A 21450-nucleotide genomic window follows, 5' to 3' on the forward strand; every position below is an offset into this window, starting at 1 on the left:
ATGCGCCAAGTCACCGTTACCCGTAATACCTTGGAAACCCAGATCACCGTTACGTTGAATCTGGATGGCACAGGCAAGAGCCATTTTGATACCGGTGTGCCTTTTCTGGACCATATGATGGACCAGATCGCTCGCCATGGAATGATCGACCTTGATATCGTCGCCAAGGGGGATTTGCATATCGATGCCCATCATACGGTGGAAGATATCGGTATCACGCTGGGTCAGGCGCTTGCCAAGGCGCTGGGCGACAAGAAAGGCATTCGCCGTTATGGGCATGCCTATGTTCCGCTCGACGAAGCCCTGTCGCGGGTGGTGATAGACCTGTCGGGTCGTCCCGGCCTGAGCTATGGTGTGGAATATACCCGCGCCAGTATTGGTCAGTTCGATGTCGATCTATTCAGTGAATTCTTCCACGGCTTTGTCAACCACGGTATGGTCACCTTGCATATCGATAATTTGAAGGGTGTTAACGCCCATCATCAGGCTGAGACCATCTTCAAGGCTTTTGGTCGTGCGCTGCGTATGGCGGTTGAGTTTGACGAGCGCGCAGCCGGCACTATGCCCTCCACCAAAGGCACGCTCACTGCCTAAGAATCCCCGGAATACATGCTATGAAAATTGCCGTCATCGACTACGGCATGGGTAATCTGCGTTCGGTTACCCACGCGCTGGAGCATGTTGCGCCCAGCGAGGAAATTATCCTGACCCGCGACCCTGCCGTGATTGCCGCCGCGGACAAGGTTGTCTTCCCTGGCCAGGGCGCCATGCGCGACTGTATGCGAGAGCTGGTTGAACGCGGTTTACGCGATGTGGTGCTCGATACCGCGAAGCGCAAACCCTTTCTGGGCATATGCGTCGGAGCCCAACTTTTGTTCGAATTGAGCGAGGAGGGGGGCAATGTTCCCGCCCTTAGCGTCTTTCCCGGGCAGGTTGTGCGTTTTCCTGCCGAACGGATGGTGCAGGGTGAAGAGCGGCTCAAAGTGCCCCACATGGGGTGGAACGAAGTGCGACAAACCCGCTCACACCCGCTCTGGCAAGGCATTCCCTCTGGCGAGCGCTTTTATTTCGTGCATAGTTACTACATGCATACACCAGATGATTCCCTCACCGTGGGGGAAAGCGCTTATCCGTTTACCTTCACGGTGGCGGTAGCCCGAGCTAATATCTTTGCTACTCAGTTCCATCCTGAGAAGAGCCATACCGCTGGGTTGAAATTGCTGTCCAATTTCATTGCCTGGAATGGTGTTGCTTAAGTGGATTTGATTATTTACCCAACCAACTAACTGCCATGCTGATTATTCCCGCCATCGACCTCAAAGACGGTCAATGCGTCCGCCTAAAACAAGGTGAAATGGATTCCGCTGATGTGTTTGGCGACCCTGCAGAAATAGCCCAGCGATGGCTGGAAGCCGGTGCAAGGCGTCTGCATCTGGTCGATTTGAACGGTGCTTTCGCCGGGAAACCCAAAAACCTTGCTGCAGTAAAGGCGATTCTCGATGTTGTCGGGTCGGAAATCCCGGTTCAGCTTGGTGGCGGCATTCGCAACCTCGAAACCATCGATATGTACCTGGAAGCCGGTTTGCGCTACGTCATTATCGGAACAGCTGCGGTGAAGACACCTGGCTTTCTCCATGATGCATGCGATGCCTTCCCCGGCTCGGTCATTGTCGGCCTGGATGCCAAGGATGGCCAGGTCGCGATCGATGGTTGGAGCAAGATTACCGGCCACGATGTGGTGGATCTGGGCAAGCGGTTTGAAGACTATGGCGTTGAGTCGATCATCTATACCGATATCGGTCGCGATGGCATGCTCAGCGGCATCAATATCGAAGCGACGGTACGGCTTGCTCAGGCCCTGACCGTACCGGTGATCGCTTCCGGCGGGTTGACCAACCTCGATGACGTCAAGCGGCTCTGTGAAGTTGAAGGCGAAGGCGTGAGTGGTGTAATCGCCGGTCGTTCCATCTACGAAGGCACATTGGATTTTGCTGCTGCACAGGAATTGGCAGACGAGCTCAATGGCTAAGCCGCCTATCATCAATCTCGATTCCTTACCGGTCCCCGAACACAACGTACATGGCAGCCGGTATGAATCGTTTGATGTCGGCATTAGCAGCCTGATCGGCGCAAGGAAACTCGGTTACGCTCATACGGTGGTCCCGCCGGGCAAGCGTTCCTGTCCATTTCATAATCATTGGGAAGAGGAAGAGCTGTTCATCATCCTGGAAGGCCGGGGTACCTACCGGCTGGGAGAGGAACGGTTTCCTGTTCGCGCGGGCGATGTGATCGCAGCGCCTACCGGCGGTCGGGAAACCGCGCATCACCTGATCAACGATTCTGATGCTGATCTGAAGTACCTCTCTATCAGCACACACTCCCCTACCGAGATTGTCGAGTACCCCGATTCCGGCAAGGTGGGTATGCGTTCTGTGGTGTCTGCTGCTGACGGCAGCAGTGCCACTCGATTTCGTTTCCGCGCGTTGGATGAAAACGGAAAAGTCGACTATTGGGATGGTGAAGACTGAATTCGTTTCATCCCCCCGTTTTACCCTCATGTGATTGCAACTCATGCCGCTCGCCAAACGTATTATCCCTTGCCTTGATGTCACCGATGGCCGTGTGGTCAAAGGCGTTAACTTTGTTGGTCTGCGCGATGCGGGAGACCCTGTCGAAATCGCCCGGCGGTATGATCAGCAGGGGGCGGATGAGCTGACGTTTCTTGATATCACCGCCAGTTCCGATAACCGGGATCTGATTCTCCATATCATCGAAGCGGTAGCCGAGCAGGTGTTTATTCCGCTGACAGTAGGTGGTGGTGTGCGCAAGGTTGAGGATGTGCGCCGGTTACTGAATGCCGGGGCCGACAAGGTAGGCATCAACACTACGGCGGTGACCAACCCACAGGTTGTGGAAGATGCTGCAGGTTATTTTGGTTCGCAGGCGATAGTGGTGGCGATTGATGCCAAGCGTGTCAGCCAGCCAGATGAGCCAGTCCGCTGGGAGGTATTTACCCATGGTGGCCGTAATGCTACCGGGCTTGATGCGGTGTCCTGGGCCTTGGAAATGCAGCGACGGGGTGCGGGTGAAATTCTGCTGACCAGCATGGATAAGGACGGCACCCGGTCCGGGTTTGACCTTGCGCTGACCCGTGCTGTCAGCAATGCAGTGCAGATCCCGGTTATCGCATCGGGCGGGGTTGGCAAGCTGCAGGATCTGGCGGATGGCATCAAACTGGGCCATGCGGATGCAGTACTTGCGGCCAGTATTTTTCATTTTGGCGACCATACAGTAGGCGAAGCCAAGCGATTGATGCGCGAGCAAGGGATAGAGGTACGTTTGTGAGCTGGCTCGACGAAGTTCGTTGGGATGAAAAAGGCCTGGTGACCGCCATTGCGCAAGATGCGAAGACCCAACGTGTGCTGATGGTGGCCTATATGAACCAGGCATCGTTGGCACTGACTGCGGAAACACGCATTGCTCATTATTTCTCCCGGTCGCGACAAAAATTGTGGAAGAAAGGCGAAGAGTCGGGCCACCTGCAGACGGTGAGCGAAATCCGCCTCGACTGTGATGGTGATGTGATCGTTCTGCAAATTACTCAAGCCGGTGGTATCGCATGCCACACGGGACGGGAGAGCTGCCTGTTCCGTAAGCTTGTCGATGGCGCATGGGTGGTGACTGACCCGGTACTGAAAGATCCGACGGCTATTTACACCGCTGCTGGGCAACATGATTGAGCAGTGTACCTCGGTTGAACAAGCGGGCTGGCTGAACTTGCGCGAGACGCTTTGGCCGGATTGCCTGACGGAAGAGCATCTCGCCGAGATGGCCTCCTTCATTGATGAGCCCGGTCGATATGCACAGTTTGTGGCATATACCGAGGCTGCACGTCCTGTAGGGTTTGTCGAGGCATCATTGCGTAACGACTACGTCAACGGGACGGATACCTCGCCTGTGGCCTTTCTTGAGGGGATTTACGTCGCCCCTGAGTTCCGACGCCAAGGTATAGCCGCACAGCTGGTTAAAGCTGTTGCAGCGTGGGCGCATTCCTGTGGCTGCCAGGAGTTTGCTTCAGATGCCCCGCTGGAGAATGAACTCAGCCACGCCGTTCATAAGGCGCTTGGCTTTGCCGAAACAGAGCGGGTAGTCTATTTCCGTAAGTTACTCGGTTGAGTCTGCTGCCTTGAGGGTGGGTGTCGCCAAATTCCCCATGCTAAAAGACTGCGCAACACGACTTGTAACCCAATTTGTTGTTTCCCCGCCTATAATCGCCCGTCTTTACAAGCTGCCTGCCAATGATTCACGCTGATATCCTCACCCGCCTTGCTGATACGATTGACTCCCGTAAAGGTGCTGATCCGGCGACCTCGTATACCGCCAAGCTGATGGACAAAGGGCTCGATGCCATTCTTAAAAAAGTGGGGGAGGAGGCCGTGGAGACGGTGATGGCAGCCAAGGATGGCGATAAGCTGCACCTGGTGCGTGAAGTTGCCGACCTGTGGTTTCATTCCTTGATTTTGTTGGCGCAGCAGGGCTTGGGCCCTAACGATGTGTTGGCAGAACTGGCACGCCGTGAGGGCATTTCCGGCATTGATGAAAAGAACTCCCGACCCGAGTAAACGAGATGAGTGATAACTGCATTTTCTGCAAGATCGCGGCAGGGCAAATTCCAGCCAAGAAGATTTATGAAGATGAGAACGTGATGGCATTTCACGATATCCATCCCATTGCGAACGTTCACTTTTTAATTGTGCCTAAGCAACACGTTGAATCGTTGTTGAGCGTAGAGCCCGCCGACCATGCGATGTTGGGCAAGCTGTTGGCGCTTGCGCCGCGGCTCGCACGCGAGCAAGGCCTGGGCGAGGGTTTTCGCACAATGATCAATACGGGCGCGAAGGGTGGGCAGTCGGTGTTCCACCTGCATCTGCACGTATTCGGTGGCGGCGGCAATGCCGAAACCATGATGGCGCAGTTGATTCAATAGCAGCGGTAAAGTAATTTTTCGTGGCTGGTTTGATCGGCTGCGTTCTTTAGGAGTAATGGCGATGGGTTCATTCAGCATTTGGCATTGGCTTATCGTGCTGGTTATCGTTGTGCTGGTGTTTGGCACCAAGAAGCTGGGCGGTATTGGCAAAGATCTTGGCTCTGCTGTAAAGGGCTTCAAGGAAGGCATGAAGAGCGAAGAAGAGCAGCCCAAGATTGCGGAAAAGCAGGTTGAGGGCAGCCGGGTCTTTGAAAACGACGCAGCCAAAGACAAGCGTTAAGCCGTGTTTGACATCAGCTTTGGCGAACTGATGGTAGTGGGGGCTGTTGCGTTGATCGTGATAGGCCCTGAACGTCTGCCCAAAGTGGCCCGTACTGCGGGTGCGATGTTGGGGCGATTGCAGCGCTACGTGGCGAGTGTGAAAGCCGACATCAAGCGTGAAGTGGAGCTGGATGGCTTACGCGAGCTGGAAGCTGAGATGAACGAGGCTGGGCGTAAGTTGAGCGACGATATTCGCAGCGGGATTGCCCCCATACAGTCGGGATTGCAGGAAGTGGCTGGCGAAGCGCATACCGCCCTGAGTGATGCGCCTTCACTCGCCGCTGCGCCACCTGCTGACGATAAGCAGTATGACCTTTTTGCCGAGTCTGCTTCACGCCCCCGTCCCGAGCGCGACCAGCGCTAGTTAGGTTTTACACTTGTCCATGAATGCCGACCTGCAACCGCTGATCGAGCACCTCATCGAGCTGCGTACCCGCCTTATCCGGGCGGCCGGTTTGTTGCTTGTAGTCTTCCTTATTCTGTTCCATTGGTCGGGCGATATTTATCGCCTTCTGGCGTTACCGATGATGAAAGTGCTGCCAGAAGGCAGCCGCATGATTGCGACCGATGTCACCGCCACCTTCTTTGTGCCGCTCAAAGTTACCGGCATGGTGGCTTTTCTGATCACGCTGCCGCATTCGCTTTACCAGGCTTGGGCGTTTGTTGCGCCGGGGCTCTACCAGCATGAAAAGCGACTAGTCGTTCCGCTGATTTTTTCCAGCCTGCTGCTTTTTGTTGTTGGTATGGCTTTTGCCTATTTCCTGGTGTTCCCGGTGGTATTCGGTTTTATGGCTGCGGCTACGCCTGAAGGCGTGGCGATGATGACCGACATTGACAAGTACCTGAGTTTCGTCCTTGGCATGTTCATCTCATTTGGCGTTACCTTTGAAACACCGGTCATCGTGATGGTGCTGGTAAGGATGGGTTTGGTCAGCGTCGCCAAACTGCGTGAGGTACGCCCTTATGTCATTGTTGGTGCGTTTGTGATTGCAGCAATTGTTACTCCGCCAGATGTGCTGTCGCAGATTATGTTGGCAGTGCCGCTTTGGTTGCTTTATGAGCTGGGGGTGGTGTTATCGGCCTGGCTGATCGCGCCAAGGCCCACGCCGGTTGCGGATGAGTAAATTGAAGTTTCTGTGCGCCTAGCGTGACTGAGTTAGTGCCACTTCTTCTATTGCGTTACTAGCACTCGTCTTTGAGATCTAGAGCAGACTTTGGGAGGGCAATAAAAAACGCCATTTCAATATGGCGTTTTTTATTGCTTTGCAAAGGGGCTTACTGTTCTTCTTCGCTATCGTTGGCTGCAACCGGTAGTCGTGGCCGCTTTCCAATGACGATGGACACTTCCACCTGTTTGCCCTGGCGCATCAGCTGGGCTTGAATCTTCGAATCAGGCGCCTGGTTGGCGACTTGATTGAGCATGTCGGCGAAATTCACTACCGCCTTGCTATTTACATTGATCAACACATCACCAGGTTTTACGCCAGCACGGTCTGCCGGACCGCCACGCACAACGCCGTTGATCAGCACACCATCTGTGCTGTTCAGCTTGAAGCTCCTGGCTAGTTCCGGTGTAAGGTCCTGTGTTTCGACGCCAATCCAGCCTCGAGTCACGGCCCCTTCCTTGATGATCTGTTCCATCACGCTTTTGACAGTGGTAGCAGGGATGGCGAAGCCGATACCCATATTGCCGCCAGTGCGGGAGTAGATGGCACCGTTGATGCCGACCAGATTGCCCTGGCTGTCAACAAGTGCACCGCCCGAGTTACCCGGATTGATCGCGGCATCGGTCTGGATGAAGTTTTCAAACGTGTTGATACCAAACCCCGTACGGCCCAATGCAGAGACGATACCCATTGTCACTGTCTGGCCCACCCCAAAAGGGTTGCCAATTGCCAACACTATGTCGCCAACATTCAGCGTTTCCACGTGGCCGAATGTAATAGCGGGCAATTGGTCCATGTCGATCTTGATCACCGCCAGATCGGTTTCAGGGTCAGTCCCCACTACCTGGGCCTCGGCGCTGCGACCGTCAGACAAGGCGACCTGGATTTCATCTGCAGATTCAACCACATGGTTGTTGGTCACGATATAGCCTTGGGTGCTGACGATCACGCCAGAACCCAGGCTGGAAGTACGCTGGTTTTCGTTGCCTTCGATCCGGTCGCCAAAAAAACGCCGGAACAGCGGGTCGTCCAGCAATGGGTGCCGCTTCGTATGCACAGCCTTGCTTGTATAGATATTCACTACGCTGGGCATGGCATGTTTGACCGCATCCCGGTAGCCGGGCATACCTCCTACCTGTTTTTGTGTAGCGTTGGGGGCGCTTTGAGTAAACGTGACAACCTCAGCCATACGTTGTGGCAGCCAGCTGGGCTTGAGCAGCGTGACCAAGAACCAGAGCGCCAAACCTGCGGTAGTGGTTTGTGCGAAAATCAGCCAAAGTCTTTTCATTGAATGGGCGCTTGTGAGAGAGCCTTGGAAATATGCGCTATGTTATTGCGAGAATTAGAAAATTATACCGGACAACTGCTAGCTATCGATCGTTTCCGGGACTACGCACCGAATGGCGTGCAGGTTGAAGGACGGTCGGAGGTTAAACGGCTACTGTGTGGCGTTACCGCGAGCGAAGCGCTTATCGATGCGGCGATTTCCTGGCAAGCTGATGCGATCCTGGTACACCACGGCTATTTTTGGAAGAACGAGGATGCCCGTATTGTAGGTATGAAGAAACGTCGTTTGGCTAAGTTGTTGCAGAATGACATTGGTTTGCTGGCTTATCATCTGCCGCTTGATGCGCATCCGGAGTTGGGCAATAACGCGCAACTGGCAGTTCAGCTTGGGTTGCAAGGCGATAGTCGGGCGGGTGAGCAAGACCTGCTCTGGCTTGGTAGCCCGGATGTACCGCTGACTTTGGGGGAGTTGGCGGCGCGTGCGGAACGTGTGCTGGCGCGTAAACCGGTATTGCTGGGGGATGCCAGTAAGCGCGTGAACCGGCTAGGTTGGTGTACCGGTGGTGCCCAAGGGTATTTCGATGTTGCCATTGCGCACGGATGTGATGCGTATTTGACTGGCGAAGTGTCGGAACAGAACTACCATGCAGCGCAGGAGCAGGGCGTGGGCTTCCTGGCTTTGGGCCACCATGCAAGCGAACGATATGGCGTACAGGCGTTGGCTGCGCATTTGGCCGGCAAATTTGAGCTTGAGTGGCGCTATACAGAACTGGCGAACCCAGTCTAGATCAGCCTGTGGGCCAATAACCCCAGTGCTGCAAAGGCTTATGTAAGCGGGGCGAATCAGTTAAAATCGTACAGTTTTGGTTAGACCATTATTTTAAAAGTCAGAAAGTCAGGGACTGGGTATGACGAATCAAGTGGACAACAGCAAGCGGCGCTTCCTGACGCTCGCGACCGGCGCCGTGGGTGGGGTTGCCGTCGTCGCGGTCGCTACACCGTTCATTGCCAGCTTCTTCCCCTCTGAGCGCGCCAAGGCAGCAGGTGCACCGGTAGAGGTTGATATCAGCAAGCTAGAGCCGGGCCAGAAGATCGATGTGGAGTGGCGCGGCAAACCTGTTTGGGTAGTGAATCGCACCAAGGAGATGATGGACAACATGGCCAAGATCGAGGCCAAGTTGGTTGATCCGGGTTCGGATGGTAGCGACCAGCCTGAATATGCCAAGAACAAATCACGTTCTCGTGCAGATAGGGCCAACATTTTAGTGGCGTTGGGTGTGTGCACCCATTTGGGTTGTTCCCCAACATTCCGTCCAGACTTGGCTCCGGCTGACCTGGGACCGGAGTGGGTAGGTGGTTTCTATTGCCCATGTCATGGCTCCAAATTTGATCTTGCCGGCCGGGTGTTCTCCGGCGTGCCGGCCCCGAAAAACCTCGATATCCCACCCTATAAGTACGTCACTGAAGGCGTGCTGCTGGTCGGCGAAGACAAATAAGAGGGAAGGCCTGAGATGAGCAAGCTGCAAGCCCTGGCGGGCAATGTAATGAATTGGGTGGATGATCGCTTCCCGGCGACAAAAATGTACAAGGAGCATCTCTCCGAGTACTACGCCCCGAAAAATTTCAACTTCTGGTACTACTTCGGCTCGTTGGCACTTCTGGTTCTGGTGATTCAGATTGTCACCGGCATCTTCCTGACCATGAACTACAAACCGGATGGCTCGCTCATTCCGGGCACCAATGTATCGGTGGCGTTCATGTCGGTCGAATACATCATGCGGGATGTGGCAGGCGGTTGGATCATCCGCTACATGCATTCCACCGGCGCTTCGATGTTCTTTGTCGTGGTTTACCTGCACATGTTCCGCGGCTTGGTCTATGGCTCCTACAAGCAGCCACGTGAGCTGATCTGGATCTTCGGCATGATGATCTTCCTGTGCCTGATGGCCGAGGCTTTCCTGGGCTATCTGCTGCCATGGGGTCAGATGTCGTTCTGGGGTGCACAGGTGATCGTGAACCTGTTTGCGTCGATTCCGGTGATTGGTCCGGATTTGTCGGTCTGGATTCGTGGCGACTTTGTGGTGTCTGATGCTACTTTGAACCGCTTCTTTGCTTTGCATGTGATTGCTGTGCCTTTGGTGCTGCTGGCATTGGTCGTGGCTCATCTGGTGGCGCTGCATGAAGTCGGGTCGAATAACCCTGATGGCGTGGAAATCAAGAAGAACAAGGACCCCAAGACGGGTGTTCCACTGGATGGCATCCCTTTCCATCCTTACTACACCGTCAAGGATATCTTTGGCGTGGCAGTGTTCCTGGCCATCTTCAGCTATGTGCTGTTCTTCGTGCCGGAAATGGGCGGGTTCTTCCTGGAGCATCCGAATTTTGACCCAGCCGACCCGTTGAAGACGCCGCCGCATATCGCACCTGTATGGTACTTCACGCCCTACTACGCGATTCTGCGTGCCATTCCTTCGTTCCTGGGTACTCAGGTCTGGGGTGTGATCGGTATGGGTGCCGCGGTGATGATTATTGCCCTTCTGCCTTGGCTGGATCGCAGTCCGATCAAGTCGATCCGTTACCGTGGCCGTAACTTCAAAATTGCCTTGGTACTGTTCCTGATCTCGTTTATCTGCCTGGGTATTTTGGGCGCAAAGCCGTCCACTAACCTACGTACTATCCTCGCGCAGATATTCAGCTTCATTTACTTTGGCTTCTTCATCTTCATGCCTTTCTACACGAAGAACGACGTAGGCAGCACGCCGGTGCCGGCTCGTACCACCGAGACCAACACCCAGCGGCAGCTTGCCTTCCTGGCCTACACAGCGCTGGCGCTCATCGGTTCGTTTGTGTTCGGTAAGCTGGTCTGATCGAGAGAGACAAGAACATGAAAATCAAGATTGCCCAAATTTTGGCGGCTTGCAGTCTTATTCTGCCGATGGCACTACCGGTTCAGGCTTCGACCGAGGTGGCGTTGGATCGCTCACCAAACGACGTTCGTGATGTGGAGTCGCTACAGCGAGGTGCCCAGCTGTTTGCCAACTACTGTTTGTCCTGCCATGGTGCGAGCGCAATGCGCTATAACCGTCTGCAAGACCTCGGTTTAAGCGAGCAGCAGATCCGTGACAACCTGATGTTTGCCTCGGAAAAAGTGGGCGAACCGATGCGTGTTGCCATGCAAGCCAAGGAGGCAAAGGTCTGGTTTGGCGCTACACCGCCAGATCTGTCGCTGATTGCCCGTTCGCGTGGTGCTGACTGGTTGTATACCTATCTGCGCAGTTTCTATCGCGATAGTAGCCGCCCCACAGGTTGGAACAATACCGTGTTCGACAAAGTCGGTATGCCGCATGTGCTTTGGCAGCTGCAAGGCAATCTGGAGTTGAAGACGGTAGAAGGCCGTGCTGAACCCAAGGGTGCTGTGGTGCGCTCGTGGGAAGTGGTTGAGCATATAGAAGGTAAGGAAAAGGTGTCGACCCACCAGCTGGTGCTGACCAAGGCCGGTGAGTTGACCCGTCTGGAAGAAGGCAAGGCCAATACTTTCGATTACGACAAGAAAGTGTCGGACCTGACCAACTATATCGTCTGGATGGGTGAACCTGTGCAGGTTACGCGTGAGCGTATCGGGTATGGCGTGTTGCTGTTCCTGATATTCCTGCTGATACCGATGACCTATATGCTGAAGAAAGAGTACTGGCGCGACGTTCATTAAGTGCTGGTATCGAGCAAAGAAAAACGGAGGGTGTTCCTCCGTTTTTCTTTTATTAATCATAGGCTTATGTATGTTTTCTGGCTTTTGCTATATGCAAAATGCTAAAATCGAGCCTTATTTACTCATATCGCTGATGGAGAACCGACTTTTATGATGACTTTGTATTCAGGCACGTCCTGCCCATTCAGCCACCGCTGCCGTATCGTCCTGTTTGAAAAGGGCATGGATTTTCAGATTGTCGATGTAGATATCCATAACAAGCCTGAAGACTTGGCGGTAATGAACCCGTACAACGAAGTACCAGTACTGGTTGAACGTGACTTGGTGTTGTACGAGTCGAACATCATCAATGAGTATATCGATGAGCGTTTCCCTCATCCGCAGCTGATGCCCGCTGACCCTATCATGCGTGGCCGTGCCCGCTTGATGCTGTTCAATTTCGAGCGCGAGCTGTTTGTGCATGTGAAGACTTTGGAGACTAATGGTTCGACCAAGAAGGATCTGGAGAAAGCACGTAGCACCATCCGTGACAATCTGGGCCAGATCGCGCCATTGTTTGCCAAGCAGAAGTTCATGCTGGGTGAAGAGTTCTCGATGCTGGATGTATCGATTGCGCCGCTGTTGTGGCGTTTGGAGCACTATGGCGTGGAAGTCAGCAAGCCAATGGCGCCAATCTTGAAGTATGCCGAGCGTCTGTTTGCCCGTTCCGCCTTTATCGATTCGATGACGCCGAACGAAAAGGCTATGCGTAAGTAAGTATGATGTGGGTGACCGGTATGGCTGTGCAAGATTGGTTGTACCGGCGCCCCGGCTGTTTGAAGCACGTTTTATTTTTTCGTTAGCACGGTGTATGAACTCTGTCCCAATCAAGCCCTACCTGATGCGCGCTATTCATGAATGGTGCTCCGACCATGGCCATACGCCGTATCTTGTCGCCGCTGTCAAAGGCAAGATGCAGGTGCCGATGGAGTTCGTGAAGAACGGCGAAATTGTGCTCAATATCAGTTACAACGCCACCCGTAATTTGCAGCTTGGGGACGACTATGTTCGTTTCTCTGCCCGATTTGGCGGGGTTTCGCGTGACATCATCGTGCCTATTGGCGCGGTTGTGTCGCTATTCTCGCGCGAAACAGGCGAGGGCATGGCATGGGAGCCTGAACTTACCGAAGCGGCTGAAGCGGGAGAGGTCGATCGACCAGCATCGTCTTTGCGCCCAGTGCCGCAGGAGCCTGTTGATCAGACAGCCGATGCTGACGAGCCGTCCATCAATGAGCAAAAGCCCGCTGCTGAGCCTGACGATGAACCTACGCCACCACCTGCACCGGGGCGTAGCCACCTGAGGATAGTGAAGTAGTTGGTAAGCAATAAAAAACCGGCACTGATCAGTGCCGGTTTTTTATTGCCAGTTTCATTTGCTTATTCGGTATCGCTTGGTGCTGTTACAGCCTTTTCTCGCGGTTTGCGAGTGAGTACCGCTGCAAAGAATCCATCACATCCCTGTGCCTTGGGTGTCAGTTGCAAATAATCACCGGTATCGAGTTCAACGCGCTGTTCCGCCAGCACTGCACTGGCTGGCAGTAAGCTGAAGTCTGGGTGGGTAGCGAGAAATGCTTCCACAATGCCCTGATTCTCCCGTGGCAGGATGCTGCAGGTGGCATAGACCAGTCGGCCGCCTGGCTTTACCAAGCGTGCTGCAGACGCAAGGATAGCGGTCTGCTTCACATTCAGTTCATCGACTGACTGTGCAGTCTGACGGAATTTCAAATCAGGATTGCGGCGCAGGGTGCCAAGGCCGGAACAGGGGGCATCGACCAGGACGCGATCCAATTTACCGGCCAGCCGTTTGATCCGTGCGTCGTTCTCGTGCTCGATACGCTGTGGCTGGACATTGGACAGGCCAGAGCGGGCCAAACGTGGCTTCAGGTTGGCCAGGCGCTTCTCAGATACATCGAAAGCATACAGACGTCCTGTGGAAGCCATCAGCATTCCCAAGAGCAACGTTTTCCCACCTGCGCCAGCACAGAAGTCAGCCACCATCTCACCGCGCTTGGGGCTGACAAGCAGGCCCAGCAGCTGGCTGCCTTCGTCCTGAACCTCGATTGCGCCTTCGTTGAACAAAGTATGCTTGTTGACTGCTGGGCGGCCTTCCAGGCGTAGACCAAACGGGGAGTAGGGCGTATCGGCAGCGGATAGGCCCAAAGCGCTTAATTCGGCTTTGACGGACTCGCGCTTCATCTTCTGCGTGTTGACTCGCAAATCAAGCGACGCGGGCTGGGCCAGCGATTGGCCCAAGGCCAGGATAGCTTCATCGCCCATGCCGCTGGCTTGTAACTCACTTGCCACCCACTCGGGTAATTCGGCTCTTTCAGCCAAAGTGAGCGTGTCTAGCTTGAAGGCCTTGACCCCGGCGAGGAAAGCACGTTCATCATCACGTGAGACGATAGGGTCGAATTCACGCAGGTTACGCCCACCACGTATCAGCCAAGCCAATAGCAGGCGTCGCGGCGCATTATCTGGCGCGCAGATACGGTCCAATACGAATTTCTGACGCAATACGCCAAACACGGCTTCGGCGATGAAGGCGCGGTTCTGGCTGCCAAGTTTGGGGTTTTCGCGAAAGAAACGCGTCAGTACTGTATCGGCGGGGGCGCCAAAGGAAAGCGCGGCGCGTAGTGCATCGAGCGCAGCATGGAAGGCATCTTGATTAAGCGGTGGCATATTAGTCCAGTTGATACTCTATGGTCTTGGCGACGAGCTGCAGCTCGCCTTTTTCGTCATGGCGAATGATTTTCACCGGCAGGTTGCCTAGCGACGGAGCAAGCCAGATTTCCGTTGATTCTTCTCCCTGAGGCGCAATCCAGACGCGGGCTGTGTGCGACTTACCCATGAGGGTGAGTTTGTTCGGTGCGGCTTCTGTGAAGTGATCCTGCCTCAGTTTACGACCCGTCATGATCTGCATGGCAGGCACGGGATTGTTACCCAGCCAGCTGAGCTGAAATGGCAAAGCGTTCAGGTCCTGCGCGCCTGCGTTGAGTTTGCCCGTCTGCAGGGATTCGGTCTTGCCGTAGGTTACTTCCTGCTTGGCCCAGTTGAACTTGGCCTGTGTGCGTGGTTGCTTGTTGCGGCTGCGGTATTCAGCATAGTCGCTAGGTTTAAGACCTTGTGCAGTTACGCTGCCTGTACTCTGATACCGGATATCGGGACCCAGGATAGGCTTGATCTCGGTATTGAGCTCGTATTGGCCATTATTGAGTGTCCAGTTCTGGGTTGCCTCACCCACGGGGAAGCCGCCCAAAATGGCTTTGTAGATAATCTTTGCCTGGCTGGGAAGCGGGCCGGCAATACATGCGGTATGCGCCAGCAGGGCCAGTAAACTGCCAAACCAGAATTTGCGATGAATCAGCATGGGGTGACCTTCCTCTTCAAAATGTTAGCCCATACCCTAGCGGATACCGACTGAGCGCAAGCTGAATAAGGTCATGCGGCAAGCATCCAATTTCAGCGGTCTCTGGTCTGGCGGACAGGTTTGGCGAGCACAGTCTGGCCATCAATACGAACCTGGCTGGCTTTAAGGTCGATCACGTTATCGCCATCCGCCATTCTTATCCGTACGGGTAGATTGTTCCATGCAGGCGCAAGATAGAACTCAAAGCGTCGCTGCTGGTAAGCGCCGGTCAACAACAATGCGGTAATCCTTTGGTTGGACAAGCGCAGCTCGGTCTCTCCCTTGAGCACAAACGGTACCTGATAACTGTGCCTGCCGCTGACGACCTGCATATTGAAGCTCGGTAACTTGTCGCCAAGCAGTGCGAACTGGTAAGCCGCAGAGAACATATCCTGTGCCCCGTCTTCCAGGGGGAGTTCCCGCTGCTTATCGGGTTCTCCCAGCCGCACAGTTTTATCCGGCCAGTTGAATTCAGCTTGCGATGTGGGTAGCGCATTGCCGTCCCTGCCATCACGGAATGTCAGCGGACGTAACCCATAGCGGCCGATTTCCCCCTGGCTGCGCAATTCCCTGCCTTGCAATGCGATACGGGTCGTAATCTCGTACCGCTTACCCTTGGCTCGCCAACGATGTTCTGCCTCGATAACGCCAAATGCAACGTAACTGATATCCACACTGCGGGGAAATGCGGTGTCCAGGGGCAGGCGTTGGGATGGCGCAACCGGTGGTTTGGGTGGAGCCGCTGGTTCGTTCGGGATCGCAACGGCTTCTTCAACTGTATTTGCGGGCGGTTCGGGCGGTGGCACAACGTTGTCCGGTTCAATCGGAACGGGCTGAGGAGGCGTTTGTGGCAGTGGCGGCCGCTTGGCCTCATGCCGGTGTGGCCTACCGAACCGAACACTGAATACACCATTCGGCAATGCTTCAGCTGGTGTATTGGCCTCGGCTTCCAACGACTGGCTCTTTAGTCGGCGCTCAGTAGGTTTAAGCTCGACAGTCTCATCCTCCAGGTCTGCCTGCCACCAACGCCAAGCGCTATCTCCTACCGCCAGAATCGCGTGTAGAAGAAGAGAAACCGCCAAGGCAAGTAACAGGCGAAAAGGCCGGGACAAGGACATCGGAAATCAGCTTACGGCAGCACGCGTACGCGTAACCCATCGATTTGCAGTCGATCTTCCACAAAGGCACGGACGACGGCGGGATAGAGACGATGTTCCTCCACGATGACCCTGGCTGCGAGTGTCTCTGCGGTGTCGTCACCCATCACCGGCACAGCAGCTTGGGCTGCGATAGGGCCATGGTCGAGTTCGGCGGTAACAAAATGGACCGTACAGCCTGCCAGTTTACAACCGGCTTCGATTGCCCTTTGGTGAGTATGCAAACCAGGGAAGGCCGGCAGGAGTGAGGGATGGATATTGAGCATCCGACCTGCATATTGCCGGGTAAAGGCCGGGGTGAGTATGCGCATGAACCCTGCCAGTACGACGAGGTCTGGCGAGAAAGCGTCAATAGCAGCTTGCAGAGCAGCGTCAAAATCCTCACGGCTAGCATATTGCTTATGGTCTAGCGCAACAGTCGGAATGCCTTGCGCTGCAGCCCATGCCAAACCAGCGGCATCGGGCCGGTTGGAAATGACGGCTGCAATCTGTGCGCCATCGATCCTGGCGTCGACAATGGCCTGCATATTCGAGCCACGGCCCGAGATCAGGATGACTATTTGCTTCAAAACCTTTTACTCCCAGGTATTGGTCGTCCGAGTCACATGTTAATGCGGTAACAAGTGCATCAATTGTCTGGCGTTGAAATTACAAAGGACACGAAGGTTGTTCTTCGTGTCCTTTGCTGCGCCATGCCTAGTGGTCAGGCGACTTGGGTCTGGTGTTCGTCACCATTGCGTGGGCGGACATTGCCGATGTGGTAAACCGTTTCACCTTCCGCACGCAACAAGGCAGTTGCGGCTTCCGCGTGTTCGGCCGCTACGACGACAACCATGCCGATACCACAGTTGAATGTACGGTACATCTCCTGGGCATCGACATTGCCTTCCGCCTGCAACCATTGGAACAGCTTGGGCAATTGCCATGACTTGGCGTCGATCTGTGCCACTACATTGGCAGGGAGTACACGGGGCACGTTTTCAGTGATGCCGCCGCCGGTGATGTGTGCCATACCTTTGACGGTAATGCTCTCCATCAGTTTGAGCATGGGTTTCACATAAAGGCGGGTAGGTGCCATCACTACGTCGGCTAGCGAGCGGCCCTCATCAAATGGTGCGTTATAGTCAGCGCCAGTCAGGTGCAGGATCTTGCGGACAAGCGAATAGCCATTCGAATGTGCACCATTGGAAGCGAGGCCAAGTACCACGTCGCCTGCAGCAATGGTTTCGCCGGTGATGATCTTGCTCTTTTCCACCACACCGACAGCGAAACCGGCCAGATCGTACTCGCCAGCAGGGTACATGCCGGGCATTTCAGCGGTCTCACCGCCGATCAGCGCGCAGCCGGACTGTTCACAGCCAGCGGCAATGCCTTTGATTACTTCAGTAGCGCTGGTGACATCAAGCTTGCCGCAGGCGAAATAGTCAAGGAAGAACAACGGTTCAGCACCTTGGACCAGGATATCGTTGACGCTCATCGCGACCAAATCTATACCAACTGTGTCATGTCGATTCAGTTCGAACGCCAGTTTCAGTTTGGTACCGACGCCGTCTGTACCTGATACCAATACAGGCTCTTTGAATTTCTTGCTGATTTCGACAAGGCCGCCAAAGCCGCCGATGCCGGACAGTACTTCGGGGCGCATGGTGCGTTTGGCAAACGGTTTGATGTTTTCGACCAGTTGGTCGCCAGCGTCGATATCAACACCGGCGTCGCGGTAGGACAGGCTTTGGCGCGGGGTTTGGGTCATGGTGCCAACTCTTGGAAAGGAAACCGACGCGGGTGCGCCGAGGATGCGGTTACAATGCGGCGCTAGAGCCTTAATCTGAGCTGGCATGTGCCAGACAGAAAACCATAAGCACCGGAATTCGCGCGCATTTTACCCGAAATGAAACGCTCCCGCCCGAACAAAGCCCATTGGATTCAGTATTGGCCGCTTGGCCTGTTTGTACTTGGCCTAGCCTTACTGTATCTGCTAGCCCCAGTATTGACGCCGTTCGTCACTGCCGCCGTACTGGCCTACATTCTCGAGCCCCTGGTGGGCAAGCTGGTCCGGCGACGTTGTCCGCCGGATCTGGCGGTATGCCTGGTACTGCTAGGGGTCATGCTGCTCCTGGTCGCATTGGTGCTGGTCATCGTCCCGCTTTTTGTCCAACAACTAAGCGGGTTGATCGGCTACATCCCGGCGTTGCTGACCTGGTTGCGGGATTCGGCCAGCCCATGGTTGAACCACCATTTTGGCATTCAACTGAGCCTGGACCCGGAATTCGTGAAGGATTGGCTGGCTGATCATGGTGAGCAAGCTGGCAAGGTGGTGCAGGCGCTGCTGCCTTCCTTGACCTCGGGCGGTTTGGCGCTGATCGGTTTGATCGGTAATCTGGTGCTGATTCCGCTGGTGTTGTTCTACTTTCTGCGTGATTGGAATCTGCTGCTATTACAGCTTGATGCCTTATTACCGCGCCGCTGGCGGGGCAAGGTTCATGAACTGGTGGGCGAGGCGGATTCTGTCTTGGGGCAGTTTTTAAGGGGGCAGCTGTCGGTCATCCTGATTATGGCGTTGTTCTACAGCATCGGCCTTTGGTTGACTGGCCTGAAGTCGGCGCTGCCTATTGGCATTGTCGCAGGACTGCTGGTATTCATTCCCTACCTTGGCGTGATTGTTGGCGTACTGTTAGCTAGCCTGACAGCTATCCTCCAGTTCCAATCGTTGGGTGGTCTGTTACCGGTTTGGGGGGTATTTCTGCTGGGCCAGATGATCGAGGGCTTTTATGTCACGCCTCGCCTGGTTGGCGAGCGTATCGGTTTGCATCCAGTTGCGGTGGTTTTTGCACTGATGGCGTTTGGTCAGCTTTTCGGGTTTATCGGCGTCTTGCTTGCCCTGCCTCTGGCAGCCATGCTGCTGGTTGGCTTGCGGCATGTTAAACAGCAGTATATGGATAGTGTTTTGTACCGCCGCCAGTCATGAAGCAGCTAGCGCTTGACCTGCAACTGCCCGAACCTTTTGATTTCGATGACTTCCTGATTGGTCCGAATCTGGAGGCTTTCCTTGCCTTGAAGGCGTTATCTGACCGTGAGTCGTCCGAAGGGTGTATCTATCTTTGGGGTAAGACCACGGTAGGTAAGTCGCACCTGCTGCGCGCCACGGTGACAAGAGCGCTGGCGGGTGGTTTGTTCGCTCGTTACTGGGATGCCGCACAAAGCCCACTCGATGAAGCTGCGCATGGCTATGAATTGCTGGCAGTTGACCATGTCGATGCACTGGGGCCTGAGGAGCAAATTGTCCTGTTCGGGCTCATCAATGCCCAGCGCGAGGCCGGCAGGGCCATTGTGACAGCTGGGTCGTTGCCACCCGCTCAGATGCCATTGAGGCACGACCTGACTACCCGACTTGGTTGGGGGTTGGTATTTGAGATTGGCGAGCCGGCGGATGAAGACAAGGCGATTTTGTTGCGCCATCGGGCTCGTACGCGTGGGTGCGATATCGATGAGACGGTTTGCCGTTGGCTGGTTACGCATCAAAGCCGTGACTTAGGCTCGCTGACCGCATTGTTGGATAAGCTCGACTTGGCAGCATTGGCTGCGGGCAGACCGTTGACGCTGCCGTTTGTGCGTGAAGCCTTGCAGAACATCAAGCTAGATTGATGTCAGTGTTCGGTTGCGTGCAGTCAGCTTTCAGAACCTGTTTACGATCTGTCGCGAGCAGCACATAAGCTCTGATCACGGTTGGGTAGTAAGATCTAAATAGGTTCTTAGCCGGCGACACCTTGGAATGTGACACGTTCGAAATCCAAACCGCGCTCTACCAGCTGTTCAAGCCGGATCTTTTTGATTTGCCCATCCAAGTAGAGCTCGATGATCTTACTGTTCTTGAACCAGCTGTTTGGCAAGAGCAGCGTGGTTTCTGTGTGCAAAGCGGGCAGGGCAGGCATCAGTAGCGCGGGGGTAAACTGGCTACCGAAATTGTTTACCCCAGTCAGGCGTACAGCAACCGCACGCGGCATACCGGGTAGTAGACGTATCCCGATGGTCAGGTCGCTGCCTGCACCTTCTTCAAGCCAGCGAACGTCGCCCACAACGATAGGTTGGTCAGGACGAGGCCTTACGGCGACCAGTTGATGGTGACTGAGCCGTCCGCCGGTACCTTGTCGATGCAGCTTGAAACCCGAGGCGCTTTCATTTTCCATTCCCCAGACTTCCATCTCTGGTGCTGCGGTCTCCTTGGGAGAGTGGCTGCTAGCGAGATGGTGTGCCTGGCCACCGAAGAGCTGAAAGTCGGCAATTGCCCGGCCTCGTACTTCCTGCAATTCATCCGGCTGATGAAACAGTTTGCCTGCTATTGCCTCTTGGGCGGCACTCAAGCCCAGTGCCAAATGGGAGTTCGCGGGGTCGGTTTGTGCTTCATGGCGTGGCATGCTTCTTTCCAGAGGCGCGTCACACCATTCGTGGTATAGACCGACCAGATGGTGCTCAGCCGTGCTGGTGGCATATTCTTCGCCCAAACCCAGTTGAGAAGGAGACTCTCCTGCGCGTAGTGCTTTGATGCGCTTCTTGACGCGTTTACCTATCGGGTCGATATCGACGTAACGCCAACCGGAACCCACTGGGACCGGGTCATAACGCTTAAGCTCGCTAGGTTCGTCAAGATCAAACGCCAGCGCTCCCTTTTCGATATGTTCGGGCGGTTCGTCCAATATGCCCGTCTGATTCGACCAGCGATCGAGCAGGCGATCTGTCCACAACAACTGCCGTACAGGCATGGCGCTTGGGTTGGCGGCCGCCAGCAATATGGCTTGCAGGAAACTCGCGGTACAGGACGACAATTCGGTTTGTTTGTTCAGGCTGTCCTTGATGATTTTACCGGCGATTTCAGATTTTTCTGCGATTTGATAAAGACCGAAAAGATCAGCCCAACGTGTCTGTGGGATGCTGCGATAAGCAAGGTGATGTTCACGGATAGCAAGGGCCGCATAGCGTATGGCGCGTTGGGCTGCCAGTGCACTGTGGTCAGCAACAGTGACATCTTTTTTCAGCCCCGCCAGCCAGCAGTGCCGATAGCCATGGCTCATCGCCAGCCAAAGCCGCAAATTGTCCTGCCAGGCACTGTCCTCCGCCGTGGCGAGAGGAAATGGCCTGCTGAAGTATCGTTTGGCATTCTCCTCCTGCAGCATGGCGACCGGCTCGCGCAGGATCTCCATCATTTTCAGACGCTCGATGGGCAGCACGGGTGACGCATTCAATCTGCTCAGCGTGTCGAGGATATCATCGTGCGCCTGACGTACGTTGATCATCGCCACCAGCTTTAGCCACTCCTTGAAGCCTCGTGCATCAGCAAATTCAAGCGATTGGCCGGGGTTTAGCGGAGGGAGTTCCAAAGCGTGCAT

General features: G+C 54.9%; 27 protein-coding genes. 20 read left to right on the forward strand and 7 right to left on the reverse strand.

The genetic code is table 11. The features are described from left to right. The 12 genes from hisB (at window position 1) to tatC (ending at window position 6432) form a co-directional block, all read left to right on the forward strand. Window positions 1-594: an imidazoleglycerol-phosphate dehydratase HisB gene (hisB, locus tag ACUHMQ_RS06190; protein ID WP_445294580.1), complete on the forward strand. Its 594-nt coding sequence runs from the start codon at window positions 1-3 to the stop codon at window positions 592-594. Between the two features lie 20 nt (window positions 595-614). Beyond that, on the forward strand, window positions 615-1256 hold the full coding sequence (hisH, locus tag ACUHMQ_RS06195) for an imidazole glycerol phosphate synthase subunit HisH (RefSeq protein ID WP_445294581.1): 642 nt from the start codon (window positions 615-617) through the stop codon (window positions 1254-1256). 35 nt (window positions 1257-1291) lie between these two features. Then, window positions 1292-2029, forward strand: a complete 738-nt coding sequence (gene hisA, locus ACUHMQ_RS06200) for a 1-(5-phosphoribosyl)-5-[(5-phosphoribosylamino)methylideneamino]imidazole-4-carboxamide isomerase (RefSeq protein ID WP_445294582.1) — start codon at window positions 1292-1294, stop codon at window positions 2027-2029. Continuing rightward, the gene (locus ACUHMQ_RS06205; RefSeq protein ID WP_445294583.1) at window positions 2022-2528 is read left to right on the forward strand and encodes a cupin domain-containing protein; all 507 of its coding nucleotides are present in this window, start codon (window positions 2022-2024) and stop codon (window positions 2526-2528) included. The genes hisA and ACUHMQ_RS06205 overlap by 8 nt, the downstream gene beginning before the upstream one ends. Window positions 2529-2571: 43 nt before the next feature. After that, window positions 2572-3345, forward strand: a complete 774-nt coding sequence (gene hisF / locus ACUHMQ_RS06210) for an imidazole glycerol phosphate synthase subunit HisF (protein WP_445294584.1) — start codon at window positions 2572-2574, stop codon at window positions 3343-3345. Further along, on the forward strand, window positions 3342-3740 hold the full coding sequence (gene hisI / locus ACUHMQ_RS06215) for a phosphoribosyl-AMP cyclohydrolase (protein ID WP_445294585.1): 399 nt from the start codon (window positions 3342-3344) through the stop codon (window positions 3738-3740). The genes hisF and hisI overlap by 4 nt, the downstream gene beginning before the upstream one ends. Continuing rightward, the gene (aac(6'), locus tag ACUHMQ_RS06220) at window positions 3733-4176 is read left to right on the forward strand and encodes an aminoglycoside 6'-N-acetyltransferase (protein ID WP_445294586.1); all 444 of its coding nucleotides are present in this window, start codon (window positions 3733-3735) and stop codon (window positions 4174-4176) included. Before hisI ends, aac(6') begins: the two co-directional genes overlap by 8 nt. A gap of 122 nt (window positions 4177-4298) precedes the next feature. Continuing rightward, window positions 4299-4622, forward strand: coding sequence for a phosphoribosyl-ATP diphosphatase (locus tag ACUHMQ_RS06225; protein WP_445294587.1), 324 nt, complete (start codon window positions 4299-4301; stop codon window positions 4620-4622). Between the two features lie 5 nt (window positions 4623-4627). Beyond that, complete coding sequence (locus tag ACUHMQ_RS06230) at window positions 4628-4987, forward strand: histidine triad nucleotide-binding protein (protein ID WP_445294588.1); 360 nt, start codon at window positions 4628-4630, stop codon at window positions 4985-4987. A 61-nt stretch (window positions 4988-5048) separates the two neighbouring features. Beyond that, window positions 5049-5267, forward strand: a complete 219-nt coding sequence (gene tatA / locus ACUHMQ_RS06235) for a Sec-independent protein translocase subunit TatA (RefSeq protein WP_445294589.1) — start codon at window positions 5049-5051, stop codon at window positions 5265-5267. Between the two features lie 3 nt (window positions 5268-5270). After that, complete coding sequence (gene tatB / locus ACUHMQ_RS06240) at window positions 5271-5672, forward strand: Sec-independent protein translocase protein TatB (protein ID WP_445294590.1); 402 nt, start codon at window positions 5271-5273, stop codon at window positions 5670-5672. Window positions 5673-5691: 19 nt separating this feature from the next. Then, complete coding sequence (gene tatC, locus ACUHMQ_RS06245) at window positions 5692-6432, forward strand: twin-arginine translocase subunit TatC (RefSeq protein WP_445294649.1); 741 nt, start codon at window positions 5692-5694, stop codon at window positions 6430-6432. A 151-nt stretch (window positions 6433-6583) separates the two neighbouring features. Here the strand turns inward: tatC and ACUHMQ_RS06250 are convergent, their stop codons facing one another. Further along, window positions 6584-7762: a Do family serine endopeptidase gene (locus tag ACUHMQ_RS06250; RefSeq protein WP_445294591.1), complete on the reverse strand. Its 1179-nt coding sequence runs from the start codon at window positions 7760-7762 to the stop codon at window positions 6584-6586. Window positions 7763-7801: 39 nt separating this feature from the next. On the opposite strand from ACUHMQ_RS06250, the gene ACUHMQ_RS06255 reads away from it, so the two are divergent. The 6 genes from ACUHMQ_RS06255 to ACUHMQ_RS06280 all read left to right on the forward strand — a co-directional run bounded on the left by ACUHMQ_RS06255 (window position 7802) and on the right by ACUHMQ_RS06280 (window position 12821). Then, the gene (locus ACUHMQ_RS06255; RefSeq protein WP_445294592.1) at window positions 7802-8548 is read left to right on the forward strand and encodes a Nif3-like dinuclear metal center hexameric protein; all 747 of its coding nucleotides are present in this window, start codon (window positions 7802-7804) and stop codon (window positions 8546-8548) included. 121 nt (window positions 8549-8669) lie between these two features. Then, window positions 8670-9257 (forward strand): ubiquinol-cytochrome c reductase iron-sulfur subunit, encoded by a 588-nt coding sequence (gene petA, locus ACUHMQ_RS06260; RefSeq protein WP_445294593.1) that lies wholly within the window; start codon window positions 8670-8672, stop codon window positions 9255-9257. 15 nt (window positions 9258-9272) lie between these two features. Then, window positions 9273-10628 (forward strand): cytochrome b, encoded by a 1356-nt coding sequence (locus tag ACUHMQ_RS06265; protein WP_445294594.1) that lies wholly within the window; start codon window positions 9273-9275, stop codon window positions 10626-10628. Window positions 10629-10645: 17 nt separating this feature from the next. Then, window positions 10646-11467 (forward strand): cytochrome c1, encoded by an 822-nt coding sequence (locus ACUHMQ_RS06270; protein WP_445294595.1) that lies wholly within the window; start codon window positions 10646-10648, stop codon window positions 11465-11467. A 150-nt stretch (window positions 11468-11617) separates the two neighbouring features. Continuing rightward, window positions 11618-12223, forward strand: a complete 606-nt coding sequence (locus tag ACUHMQ_RS06275; RefSeq protein ID WP_445294596.1) for a glutathione S-transferase N-terminal domain-containing protein — start codon at window positions 11618-11620, stop codon at window positions 12221-12223. A gap of 94 nt (window positions 12224-12317) precedes the next feature. Next, entirely contained in the window at window positions 12318-12821 is a 504-nt protein-coding gene (locus tag ACUHMQ_RS06280; RefSeq protein WP_445294597.1) for a ClpXP protease specificity-enhancing factor, read from the forward strand. 62 nt (window positions 12822-12883) lie between these two features. Here ACUHMQ_RS06280 and ACUHMQ_RS06285 read toward each other — a convergent pair whose 3' ends face one another. The 5 genes from ACUHMQ_RS06285 to purM form a co-directional block, all read right to left on the reverse strand. Next, window positions 12884-14185, reverse strand: a complete 1302-nt coding sequence (locus ACUHMQ_RS06285) for an RsmB/NOP family class I SAM-dependent RNA methyltransferase (RefSeq protein WP_445294598.1) — start codon at window positions 14183-14185, stop codon at window positions 12884-12886. Between the two features lies 1 nt (window position 14186). Further along, window positions 14187-14873, reverse strand: coding sequence for a DUF3108 domain-containing protein (locus ACUHMQ_RS06290; protein ID WP_445294599.1), 687 nt, complete (start codon window positions 14871-14873; stop codon window positions 14187-14189). Between the two features lie 92 nt (window positions 14874-14965). Continuing rightward, complete coding sequence (locus ACUHMQ_RS06295) at window positions 14966-16030, reverse strand: DUF3108 domain-containing protein (protein ID WP_445294600.1); 1065 nt, start codon at window positions 16028-16030, stop codon at window positions 14966-14968. A gap of 11 nt (window positions 16031-16041) precedes the next feature. After that, entirely contained in the window at window positions 16042-16638 is a 597-nt protein-coding gene (gene purN, locus ACUHMQ_RS06300) for a phosphoribosylglycinamide formyltransferase (RefSeq protein WP_445294601.1), read from the reverse strand. A 134-nt stretch (window positions 16639-16772) separates the two neighbouring features. After that, window positions 16773-17819: a phosphoribosylformylglycinamidine cyclo-ligase gene (gene purM, locus ACUHMQ_RS06305; protein ID WP_445294602.1), complete on the reverse strand. Its 1047-nt coding sequence runs from the start codon at window positions 17817-17819 to the stop codon at window positions 16773-16775. A gap of 138 nt (window positions 17820-17957) precedes the next feature. Here purM and ACUHMQ_RS06310 point away from each other — a divergent pair, with 138 nt between their 5' ends. Both ACUHMQ_RS06310 and hda read left to right on the forward strand, forming a co-directional pair. Next, a complete protein-coding gene (locus tag ACUHMQ_RS06310) occupies window positions 17958-19034 on the forward strand; it encodes an AI-2E family transporter (protein ID WP_445294603.1) in 1077 nt (358 codons plus the stop codon). Then, window positions 19031-19711: a DnaA regulatory inactivator Hda gene (hda, locus tag ACUHMQ_RS06315; RefSeq protein ID WP_445294604.1), complete on the forward strand. Its 681-nt coding sequence runs from the start codon at window positions 19031-19033 to the stop codon at window positions 19709-19711. Before ACUHMQ_RS06310 ends, hda begins: the two co-directional genes overlap by 4 nt. A gap of 107 nt (window positions 19712-19818) precedes the next feature. On the opposite strand, the gene ACUHMQ_RS06320 is transcribed toward hda, so the two are convergent. Continuing rightward, window positions 19819-21450 carry a cyclic-di-GMP receptor FimW-related protein gene (locus ACUHMQ_RS06320; RefSeq protein WP_445294605.1) on the reverse strand — a complete coding sequence of 544 codons (1632 nt, stop codon included), beginning with the start codon at window positions 21448-21450 and terminating at the stop codon, window positions 19819-19821.

The sequence above is a fragment of the Chitinimonas violaceus genome, assembly GCF_052601015.1.

What these genes read in the sequence shown, in the direction of transcription:
- ACUHMQ_RS06285 (WP_445294598.1), bottom strand. Translation starts at nt 14,185, where the DNA reads ATGCCACCGCTTAATCAAGATGCCTTCCATGCTGCGCTCGATGCACTA.
- petA (WP_445294593.1), top strand. Translation starts at nt 8,670, where the DNA reads ATGACGAATCAAGTGGACAACAGCAAGCGGCGCTTCCTGACGCTCGCG.
- hisB (WP_445294580.1), top strand. Translation starts at nt 1, where the DNA reads ATGCGCCAAGTCACCGTTACCCGTAATACCTTGGAAACCCAGATCACC.
- hisF (WP_445294584.1), top strand. Translation starts at nt 2,572, where the DNA reads ATGCCGCTCGCCAAACGTATTATCCCTTGCCTTGATGTCACCGATGGC.
- hisA (WP_445294582.1), top strand. Translation starts at nt 1,292, where the DNA reads ATGCTGATTATTCCCGCCATCGACCTCAAAGACGGTCAATGCGTCCGC.
- ACUHMQ_RS06205 (WP_445294583.1), top strand. Translation starts at nt 2,022, where the DNA reads ATGGCTAAGCCGCCTATCATCAATCTCGATTCCTTACCGGTCCCCGAA.
- ACUHMQ_RS06270 (WP_445294595.1), top strand. Translation starts at nt 10,646, where the DNA reads ATGAAAATCAAGATTGCCCAAATTTTGGCGGCTTGCAGTCTTATTCTG.
- tatC (WP_445294649.1), top strand. Translation starts at nt 5,692, where the DNA reads ATGAATGCCGACCTGCAACCGCTGATCGAGCACCTCATCGAGCTGCGT.
- hda (WP_445294604.1), top strand. Translation starts at nt 19,031, where the DNA reads ATGAAGCAGCTAGCGCTTGACCTGCAACTGCCCGAACCTTTTGATTTC.
- ACUHMQ_RS06320 (WP_445294605.1), bottom strand. Translation starts at nt 21,450, where the DNA reads ATGCACGCTTTGGAACTCCCTCCGCTAAACCCCGGCCAATCGCTTGAA.
- hisH (WP_445294581.1), top strand. Translation starts at nt 615, where the DNA reads ATGAAAATTGCCGTCATCGACTACGGCATGGGTAATCTGCGTTCGGTT.
- ACUHMQ_RS06230 (WP_445294588.1), top strand. Translation starts at nt 4,628, where the DNA reads ATGAGTGATAACTGCATTTTCTGCAAGATCGCGGCAGGGCAAATTCCA.
- ACUHMQ_RS06280 (WP_445294597.1), top strand. Translation starts at nt 12,318, where the DNA reads ATGAACTCTGTCCCAATCAAGCCCTACCTGATGCGCGCTATTCATGAA.
- ACUHMQ_RS06255 (WP_445294592.1), top strand. Translation starts at nt 7,802, where the DNA reads ATGTTATTGCGAGAATTAGAAAATTATACCGGACAACTGCTAGCTATC.
- ACUHMQ_RS06265 (WP_445294594.1), top strand. Translation starts at nt 9,273, where the DNA reads ATGAGCAAGCTGCAAGCCCTGGCGGGCAATGTAATGAATTGGGTGGAT.
- ACUHMQ_RS06225 (WP_445294587.1), top strand. Translation starts at nt 4,299, where the DNA reads ATGATTCACGCTGATATCCTCACCCGCCTTGCTGATACGATTGACTCC.
- ACUHMQ_RS06275 (WP_445294596.1), top strand. Translation starts at nt 11,618, where the DNA reads ATGATGACTTTGTATTCAGGCACGTCCTGCCCATTCAGCCACCGCTGC.
- ACUHMQ_RS06290 (WP_445294599.1), bottom strand. Translation starts at nt 14,873, where the DNA reads ATGCTGATTCATCGCAAATTCTGGTTTGGCAGTTTACTGGCCCTGCTG.
- tatA (WP_445294589.1), top strand. Translation starts at nt 5,049, where the DNA reads ATGGGTTCATTCAGCATTTGGCATTGGCTTATCGTGCTGGTTATCGTT.
- ACUHMQ_RS06310 (WP_445294603.1), top strand. Translation starts at nt 17,958, where the DNA reads ATGAAACGCTCCCGCCCGAACAAAGCCCATTGGATTCAGTATTGGCCG.
- ACUHMQ_RS06295 (WP_445294600.1), bottom strand. Translation starts at nt 16,030, where the DNA reads ATGTCCTTGTCCCGGCCTTTTCGCCTGTTACTTGCCTTGGCGGTTTCT.
- purM (WP_445294602.1), bottom strand. Translation starts at nt 17,819, where the DNA reads ATGACCCAAACCCCGCGCCAAAGCCTGTCCTACCGCGACGCCGGTGTT.
- ACUHMQ_RS06250 (WP_445294591.1), bottom strand. Translation starts at nt 7,762, where the DNA reads ATGAAAAGACTTTGGCTGATTTTCGCACAAACCACTACCGCAGGTTTG.